The following is an 8,338-nucleotide window of genomic DNA, read 5'->3' on the forward strand; positions in this document are numbered from 1 at the left end:
CCCGGGAAAGGCAACGGCCCCGGTGCGGGCGCACCGGGGCCGTTGCGTGTCGGCGCGTGCCGGTCAGCTACGGGTGACCAGGCCGGCGTCGACCACGTACTCCCCGCCGTTCGTGGCGCTGAACTCGGCGCTGGAGGTCAGCAGGATCGGGTCCCGCTGGTACGTGGTCACCATGTCCGAGTCGGTGGCGTCGTCGCCGACGTTCGAGGCGGTGGTGTCGTAGGTGCTGGAAGCCTCGATCCAGACCTGGTAGAGCAGCTCGGTACGGGTGGTCAGCGACCAGGTCCCGTCCGGGTTGACCGTGGCGGTGCCCCCGCCGGTGGTCCCGTTCTGCCGGGCCCCGACCTTCACACTCAGCACGCCGTCCGGGCCGGGGGCGATGCCCGGCTCGCCCTCGTCGCGCTGCCCGTCCCGGTCCAGGTCGTGCCAGATCACGCCCCGCACCACACAGGTGCCGGAGATCGGCACCGGCACCGAGGTGGTGTTGTTCTCGGTGTTGCTCTCCTTGCGCTGCGGCTCGACCGTGGCGGTGAGCGGTACCCGGGAGCCGGGCTCTGCGCCCGCCACCACGAACGGCAGCCAGACCCGCTCCGCCCATCCGGGGGCCAGCTCCGCGTGGGTGCAGCTGTAGCTCGTGTCGCCCACCGCCGTGCAGGTCCACGCACCGTCGGACCAACCGGGCTCGGCCGCCCGTAGCCCCGCAGCCGCGGACACGGTGAGGCTGACCGGGCCCGACGTGCCCGTGCCGCCGTTGCGGACGTCGATCTGGGTGCGGAAGGTCTCGCCCTCCGCCGGGTTCAACGCGTCGACCGTCATCAGGTTGACGAACAGGTCGGGCTCGGTACGTCCGGCCGCCACCGCGTCGGCCGGGACGAGCGCCGCCGAGGCCCCGGCGAGGGCGAGCGCGGACACGGAGGTGGCGAAGGCACGACGGATCGAGCGGGAGGTTGCACTGGGTCGCATGAGGTCCTCACGTCGCTGGATCGGCCACTCCGGCACGGAGGGCCGAGGTGGAGATCACCCCACCACTCACTCGGCGTCCCGGGGATAGGGTCCGTTACGCATTTGGACCGGTCTACAGCAGACAGTGACAAGCGTCACCGTGGCAACGGCTCCACTGTGGCTCGGAGTGGCCGGCCGGCAGCGTCCGGAGCGCGAGTTCGTCCCCGGAAACGGCACTGCCCGGCCGGCGACGAGAGTCACCGGCCGGGCAGGTTCGGTTTCGATCAGACCCCGGCGGTCAGGTCGCCCAGGCCCTTCAGCATCTCGGCGAGGTCGGCGGTCTCCGCCGGCGGCGGCGTCTCGATGTTCACCGGCTTGCCGTAGTCGGTGTAGTCGACAGTCATGTCGCTCATCGTGCCCATGACCATGTGCATGCGGCGCGGCCGGTACTGCTCGTCGGCCCAGAGGTCCACCGTGACCTCCTTGACGCCCTGCTTCGCCAGCTGCTCCTCGACCTGCGGCCGCATCTTCGCGTCGACCTGCCCGAGGTACGTCGCCACGGGGGCGGTGACGCTGTAGTGGACCGTGCGCGCCCCGTTGACCGTCTCCTCACCGACGACCTTGACGCCCTCGGTGGCCAGCAGCGTCTTGACCTGCTTGGTCGGGTCGACGTCCTCGAACTGCTTCGAGAAGTCCATCCCCGCCGGGGCACCGGCGGCAGCGAGGTCCAGCTTCATCCAGCGCTTCCCGTCGGCGCTGGCGCGCTCCGCCTCGGGGATCTCGACGTAGACGGCGGTGCCGATCATGCGGACGGTCATCGGGGTGCCGTCCGGGCCGGCCGTCTTCATCTCGGCCTTGAGCGGGTCGCGCAGATCCAGCACACCCTGCATGGTGAGCTTCTCGCCGGCCGCCGTGCCCTCCATGGACACGGTCACCGAGTCGCTCTTGTCCGTCGTGTCGACGATCTTCTGCAACGAACCCTTGAGGTCGGTGGCGAGCAGCTCCAGCGCACTGGGCTGCTTCGGCTGCTCCGACGACCCCGAGTCGGAGCCGCAGGCGCTGATCGCGAGCGCCGTGAACGCGGAGACCGCGACGATCGTGGTCTTCTTCCAAACTGACACTGACAGCTTCTTTCCCCGAAGGACCCTGGAGATCTCCCCAGATCGACGGGCGACACGTTATCCCAACCGGGCGACAGGGCGTCGGCCCTTATCCTCGCGCGGGGTGACCGGGCGGCGCCGCTCGACCGCCATCGCCGAATCCGGGGGAGTGTCCCAGGTGCGCCGTAGCCTCCGGGACGTGAGCGACGCGTACACCGCCTTCTGGGCGAAGGACCGCTGCAAGGCCGCCGCTCCCGCGGCCGCCGCCCACCTGCCCCTGCAGGTCCTCTTCGGTGGCCCGCACATCTCGATGCCCAGCTTCGTACGGGCCAAGGTCCGCCCCGGCGACCTGGTCTACCCGGTCGGTGTGCACGACCAGCGGCTCTACGTGCTGGGCCGGGTTCGGGTCACCGAGATCATCGAGTGGAGCGCCGGCACCGACGAGCAGTTCACCGGCCACCTGGATCGCTTCCCCGACTGGCGGTCCACAGCCGACAGCTGCCTCAGCGAGATCGTCCTCGGCGAGGCCGGCACCCCGCTGCGGTTCGACGCGGCCATGCCGCCCGAGCTGCTGCAACGGTTGACGTACCGCTCTCTGCGCGGCACCCGCACCGTCAAGCACGTCGACGCCGACGGGCGGCTGGTCCACTCCCTCGGTGTGCAGGGCATCTACCGGCTCGCGCCGCAGTGCGTGGCCGACCTGGACGCCGTCCTCGCGCAGCCGCCCTCCGCGCCGGTCTTCGGTCGGCGGAACCTTCGGGCCACCGTGGCACAGGCCGAGCTCCTGGTCTGACGGGTAACCCTTGGTTCGATGCGTCGCCGGACGACGGGCTACCACGGCCAATGCGGAGCCAGGTGCGTCGACTCGTCCCCCGGCGAGACCACGAAGACCTGCTCACCGCCGCTGTCAACCACCAGCATCGGGCCGGCCAGTTCGGCCAGCGCCAGCGCCACCGCCAGGACAGCCCGGCCGTACGGCTTCCGGAACCTGACGTCCGTCACCGTCCGGTCCAGCTCCCAGGGGCCGCCGTTGCCTCCGAGGCTGACCTCGCCCACATCTGCTCCCTCAGCGAAGTGGCAGGTCGCCGGGGTCGGGCAGGGCGGAAGGTAGCTCGTCACGTCCTGGTCCACGACCTCGAACCAGGGCGTCCCGTGGCTCGCGGTCTCCCGCAGGGCGGAGAGCACCTGCGCGACGGTCGGCAGCTCACGGGGTGGCGGCGGCTCATCGGGCAAACCAAAGGACTCCGCGCCCGCAACCCACTCCCACCCGCCCTTCTCGACCGCGATGTGCAGCGGGAACATCAGAAGACTCCAGCTCACGAGGCCCATCCTCCAGTCCGTCACGAAGCCACCCGGCTCCGGTCTCGCTGCCGATCAATGCTCGGCTCCGGCCGAGCGGGGGTCATTCCGGTTCCACCGGCCAGGTCGAAATCTCCGCGACCCCCGCTCGCACCCGCGCCCAGTCGACATGGCGTGGAGAGGCCAGACGGTGGGCCAGCCAACGACTTCGGCCCAGATGTTCGGTCCGTAGCTGTGCCAGGTCCAGCTCGATACCGGACGGCGGGCCGCTGCGCTCCAGCGCGGTCACGCGCTCTCCCATAGCGGCGATGAGTCGGCGGTCGACGTCCGCGACCGCCGCAAAGAACTCGTTCGCCGGCACTGCGACGTCCAGCCGCTCCGGCCCCTCGAAGGTGCCCTGCTTGCCGGGCGGGATCAGCTGGCTGAGCGCCACCACGTCTTCGCCGCCGACGCTGTGGCGGTAACAGCTCACGGTCGGGGCATCCGTCAGGTAACCGAAGTCGAGGTGGTGGTCTCCCTGCAGGTTGAAGGCGACCTCGACCTCGGCGCTGATCGCGTCGTCCGGGAACTCGCGTGGCGGAAACGTCCCGTCGACGAACGGCACGAGGTCGTCGGGGACAGCCACCTGCAACGCCCAGCGCAGCACGAGTAGGTCCTCCCAGAACCGCGCCAGGTAGTAATCGGGGTACGGCCGCTCCAGGTTCCAGCGGTGTACGGCCTCGTCGCGGTAGCGCGGCAGCTCGTGACCCTCGACGTCGATCCAGTACCAGCCGTCGGTCAACCCGAACCAGTGCAGGTTCGGTCGCGCGCTGCCCCATGGCGCAACCTCGGCCAGGGGCCGTAGCTCGAACGAAAAGCTCAGCACTCGTAGATCCTCTGACCCGTCACGATCGGACCTCCGACAAAGACGCGGCTGCCCGTTCGGCAAGCGGTGTACGCCGCGCGGGTACGGTAGCGGGCTTCGTCGTGGCGGTTTAACGGCACGACCCCGGCGCTCGCGGGGCGCCGGTCCCGCTACGGCTCGTCATCGGCCCGCCGGTGGAGCGTGGCCGTCGCCGCCGAGCCGACTGATCGGCCGAATGGTCAATGCCTACCATGAGTGATGCCCATGACTACATTCTGTGTTGACTCTTCTTCCAATCACGTCTCTGCGGGCGGATGGGGATCTCCGTGGCGGTCCGGCCGCCAGGGCGAACCCGAGAGCCGCGCGCTTCGCCCTGGCGGTCGGGTAGCCTAATGGGTCGTCGGGCCGCTAGCTCAATGGCAGAGCTGTGGACTTTTAATCCATAGGTTCAGGGTTCGAGTCCCTGGCGGCCCACTCTTCCGCAGGTCAGCTGCCCGTTGTGCAGCCAGTGGAGCCCGGATCATGGTGGTTCGGCAGCGAAGCGTTCGTCGGCGGCGCCGGCATCTGGCTCGCCAGTAGCCGCCTTTGGACCTGATGACGTAAACGAGTCACGAGCCCCCGGTTCCGGCGCGACCCAGCCGCTTGAACACCCTGAGGGTGGCCACGGTGAGATCTTGCGTCGTCCGTTTCTCCTGGATGCCAGCGGCGGGCCGCTACGTCAACGGCCGCCTCGGAGCCCCTGCCCGGCGTTCTCAAGGCCCATTTGCCCCGTCCGGAGTTCGAGCCGGGTGGGCATGCATGCCCGGACTACGTCGGTGGATCAGCCTGCAAGTCCCACCAGCGGGGCAGGTCGTCGTCTGGAACGTCCGGGCTGGCGAAGTAGAACGGCACCCCGATGTTGTCTGCCAACGCCCGACCTTTCTCGGTCGCCTCCGCAGCTTCTGGCCATGGCGGAACCTCACCGCTGAACAGGCGGAGATCGCTGCCGTGGCGGAAACCCGCCAGCGGCTGCTCGTCGAAGCGGGGGTGGTGAGGGCTCGGCCGTTGCGTAATCGCGTACAGCCGCACAAACCAACCTTGGGTGTCTCCATCCCACAGGGCTTCCACGGCGACCACCGGGTCCGTCATCGCCATGACCTTCTCCCTCAGTCGGGGAACCTCGACCGGCGGCGCGTCGGGTTCAACCAATCCTTCCGAACGGAGCCATGCCAAGCGCTCAGCCAACATGTCCTGGGCTTCGTACAGGCCCGGTCGCGGATCAAGGCCGTCAGCTGAGCGCAACAGAACGACGGCATGTATCAGCCGCCGTTGGCGAAGCTGCTCATCGATCTGCTCGCGCACCTGCGAGGCCAGCGACGTCCACCACGGATCCTGCACCGTCACGTCTCCAGTTCCACCGACAGGCTCGGTCCCTGCTCGTCGACGCCGACCGTCATCAGCTGGCGGCCTCGTACGGCTGAGGCCGTACCCCCGGCGGGTGCCGACGGTTGCGCCGAGGGTCAGCGGCCGACTCGGACGCGGTCGGCGGAATACACCTCGCGCGAGCCGTCGGCGCGGAAGATCACGATGACCGGGATGCCCTCACCGATCTCCAGCTCGCGCCGCTCGGCGGGCGTCGGCATCCGAGCGGTGACGGTGTCGCCCTTGAGGAGAGTCACCGTCTCGGTCGGCTCGACGGCGCGAACGAATGTGCCGCGCGGCGGTTTCACGATCACGAGCCCTTCCGACCTGAGTAGCGCTATCGCCTGTCGGACGCTCGTGCGGCTCAGCCCGTGCTCCTGAGCCAGCCGCAGCTCGCTCGGTAGCGATGCCCCGGGCGCAAGGTCGCCGGACGTGATCCGGTCTCGCAGGAGGTCTGCGAGCTGCCGGAACACGGCGCGATCCGCACTGGGGTCGATCACGAATGTGACGCTACGTGTCCAACAGCTCTACATCTTACTGTACCTACAGTCCTACGTTGTTACGGTGATACGACCTGCGGCGTTACGTCGAGAGGCGGGTACAGCGCCCCACGCCAATGACGATGACCCACCCCTGAGGGAGCTCCGGTGCCTGGTGTCTCGTACGAGCAGTGCTTGGTGGCCGTCGCGCTCACCCTGGCCAGGCGGCATCGGCCGGTCTGGTCATGGGAGCGGTGGCGGTAGGTCTGCCGATGCGGAAGCGAGCTGCCCCGCCGCAAGAGACATCAAATCCCAATCAACCGAGATCACTGGCCGCTAGACCCCGCTCGGCGAAGTGCCCCGCCAGTGGCCTGGCCGGCGGCGCGTGAGACGCCGCGATGACGACACACCTGCCGGTCGCCCCGGCCTCGACCTGCGGTTGCTGCGGTGCCGACTGGCCCTGCCAGACTCGGCGGCGGGAGCTGCGGGTGGAGTATGGCGGCACCCCGGTGTCTCTCGCCTTATACCTGGCCGCCCAGTTCGTTGACGCCGCCGAAGACCTGGCTCACCTCCCCGCCGGCTACCTGCACCACCGCTTCCTGGGCTGGATCCGATTAGCATCCTGCGGCCCGGCGACGAGAAGTTCCACTACAGCGACGGCTCCCATAAGTGGATCCCGCCGGGTCCCGACTACGACCAGGAGGTCTGGAACGAACAGGTCCGCCAGCACAAGCAAGGTCACCTCAAGAACGAGCACCCGAAGGTACGCGTAAAACGCCTCGTCTGATGCCAGCAGTACCGCAGCCAAGTGCGGCAACCCACCCAGCCGAACCGGACCGAGGCCGGGCCGTCCGGAAACCGGCTGTTGCGGACCTCGACGTTGCTGCCGCACACGAACCGACGCGCAAATTGACGGGACGTGCCTTGTCAGCTTTCGACAACTTACGTACGTCTATGTCGGGCGGGCGGCCGAGGCCCTCGGCTTGTAGCGTCAGGGCAAGCCGAGATCGTGCAGGAGGGCGACGTGTCTGCTACGGGAGTGCGCAAGGCGGTGGCGACGGTCTCCATCGTGGCGCTGGTGGGTCTCCTTAGCGCCGGAGGTGCCGCGCTCATCTGGATTCCGGTTCAGGCGATCATCAATTTCGAACCGCAGAGTCTCGCGTGGGGCTCGCCCTCCGGCCCTCCGGTGACCGATGCGCAGCAGCGCAGCGATCTCATTCTCGACTCGGTGTTGCCCATTGGCGTGGGGATCATCCTGCTTGTGCTTGCGGTAGCCGTCGTGAGGGCGTTCATCGGCTACCTGCGCAAATGAGCGGCGGTCCAGACGACTGCGGTGAACACGACGGAGGGTCAGCGCCGAACGGTGCCGGCTCTCCAGGTAGGTCGGTCAGTGCCGTTCGAACGCGCCCACCTTCGCTCCAGACATGCAGGGTGACCAGCTCGCGGTGGGTCGCCGGGCGGTAGCGGTTCCGCCCCTGGCGGCATCCGAGGACATGCCAGTCGGCGTTCGGGGCGCCGGTACCGTCGATCGCCCCGCTGGTCGCCGCGGCAAATCGTTCAGCGCGAGAATGTCGACCCATGAGCCCCCTGATCGACCGGACCGCGATGGAGTCCGTCTTTCCCGCCGATGAGCTGGTCACCCTGGACGACCGCACGCTCGCCACGATCGCGCACGAGCCGACGCGGATTTTCCTGCGGGTGGTCGGGCTTCCGGACCAGGTCGGCTGGTTCCAGGCGGACCGGCTCCTTCTCGACGGTGACCTGCGGATCGGTGGCGAGGCGTGGCGGGCGGTGTCGCGGAGGTATCCGAGCTGTCCGTTCGACATGTCGGCCTGGCTGACGCTGGGCGGGATCGGCATGGACGACGTCATCGTGGACACGGCCACGGGGCTGGTCTACTCCATCCCGGAGGACGGCGCTCCGCACCTGCTCAACACGAGCATCGACGCGCTGGCGTACTTCCTGCACGCGCTCGAAGAGGAGCGACCCGACTACGACGTCGAGGCCTGTACCGACGAGGGCGTCGACCCGGAGGGCGCCGAGCGGAGGCTTCTGATCCGGATGCGCCGGGCGGACGCGGCCGCCTTGGAGCATGCCGAGTCGACCTGGTTCCTGGTCCTCCGGTACGTGCGCAATCTCCTGCAGGACTAGGCGGTGTCTTCAAAGGTTCACAACCACTGCAGTAGCGCGGCGATGGTTACCGTGGCCTGGTACGACGTCGCGGTCTTGTCGTAGCGGGTCGCGACGCTGCGGCACTGCTTGAGCCGGTTGAA

At 68.7% G+C, this 8,338-nt stretch carries 9 protein-coding genes and 1 tRNA gene; 4 read left to right on the plus strand and 6 right to left on the minus strand.

Translation table 11 applies throughout. From position 1 onward, the window contains the following. Window positions 1-63: 63 nt before the first annotated feature. Window positions 64-963: an SdrD B-like domain-containing protein gene (locus D7044_RS25765; protein WP_147434719.1), complete on the minus strand. Its 900-nt coding sequence runs from the start codon at window positions 961-963 to the stop codon at window positions 64-66. Window positions 964-1,226: 263 nt separating this feature from the next. Continuing rightward, window positions 1,227-2,063, minus strand: coding sequence for an LppX_LprAFG lipoprotein (locus D7044_RS25770; protein ID WP_120673821.1), 837 nt, complete (start codon window positions 2,061-2,063; stop codon window positions 1,227-1,229). 178 nt (window positions 2,064-2,241) lie between these two features. On the opposite strand from D7044_RS25770, the gene D7044_RS25775 reads away from it, so the two are divergent. After that, window positions 2,242-2,835, plus strand: coding sequence for a hypothetical protein (locus D7044_RS25775; RefSeq protein WP_147434720.1), 594 nt, complete (start codon window positions 2,242-2,244; stop codon window positions 2,833-2,835). A gap of 38 nt (window positions 2,836-2,873) precedes the next feature. On the opposite strand, the gene D7044_RS25780 is transcribed toward D7044_RS25775, so the two are convergent. After that, entirely contained in the window at window positions 2,874-3,362 is a 489-nt protein-coding gene (locus D7044_RS25780) for a hypothetical protein (protein WP_147434721.1), read from the minus strand. An 82-nt stretch (window positions 3,363-3,444) separates the two neighbouring features. After that, window positions 3,445-4,206: a DUF5984 family protein gene (locus D7044_RS25785; protein WP_120673818.1), complete on the minus strand. Its 762-nt coding sequence runs from the start codon at window positions 4,204-4,206 to the stop codon at window positions 3,445-3,447. A gap of 381 nt (window positions 4,207-4,587) precedes the next feature. Here D7044_RS25785 and D7044_RS25790 point away from each other — a divergent pair. Continuing rightward, window positions 4,588-4,659 (plus strand) — tRNA-Lys (locus tag D7044_RS25790). 333 nt (window positions 4,660-4,992) lie between these two features. Here the strand turns inward: D7044_RS25790 and D7044_RS25795 are convergent. Then, window positions 4,993-5,568 carry a hypothetical protein gene (locus tag D7044_RS25795; RefSeq protein ID WP_120673803.1) on the minus strand — a complete coding sequence of 192 codons (576 nt, stop codon included), beginning with the start codon at window positions 5,566-5,568 and terminating at the stop codon, window positions 4,993-4,995. Window positions 5,569-5,684: 116 nt separating this feature from the next. Further along, the gene (locus D7044_RS25800) at window positions 5,685-6,086 is read right to left on the minus strand and encodes a GntR family transcriptional regulator (protein WP_120673802.1); all 402 of its coding nucleotides are present in this window, start codon (window positions 6,084-6,086) and stop codon (window positions 5,685-5,687) included. Between the two features lie 1,018 nt (window positions 6,087-7,104). Here D7044_RS25800 and D7044_RS25815 point away from each other — a divergent pair. Both D7044_RS25815 and D7044_RS25820 read left to right on the plus strand, forming a co-directional pair. Further along, complete coding sequence (locus tag D7044_RS25815) at window positions 7,105-7,377, plus strand: hypothetical protein (RefSeq protein ID WP_147434722.1); 273 nt, start codon at window positions 7,105-7,107, stop codon at window positions 7,375-7,377. A gap of 266 nt (window positions 7,378-7,643) precedes the next feature. Further along, the gene (locus D7044_RS25820) at window positions 7,644-8,216 is read left to right on the plus strand and encodes an SUKH-4 family immunity protein (RefSeq protein WP_120690442.1); all 573 of its coding nucleotides are present in this window, start codon (window positions 7,644-7,646) and stop codon (window positions 8,214-8,216) included. Window positions 8,217-8,338: the final 122 nt, after the last annotated feature.

Origin of the sequence: Micromonospora musae (assembly GCF_003626635.1) — a bacterium.
Lineage (GTDB): Bacteria > Actinomycetota > Actinomycetes > Mycobacteriales > Micromonosporaceae > Micromonospora > Micromonospora musae.

What these genes read in the sequence shown, in the direction of transcription:
- D7044_RS25765 (WP_147434719.1), bottom strand. Translation starts at nt 963, where the DNA reads ATGCGACCCAGTGCAACCTCCCGCTCGATCCGTCGTGCCTTCGCCACC.
- D7044_RS25820 (WP_120690442.1), top strand. Translation starts at nt 7,644, where the DNA reads ATGAGCCCCCTGATCGACCGGACCGCGATGGAGTCCGTCTTTCCCGCC.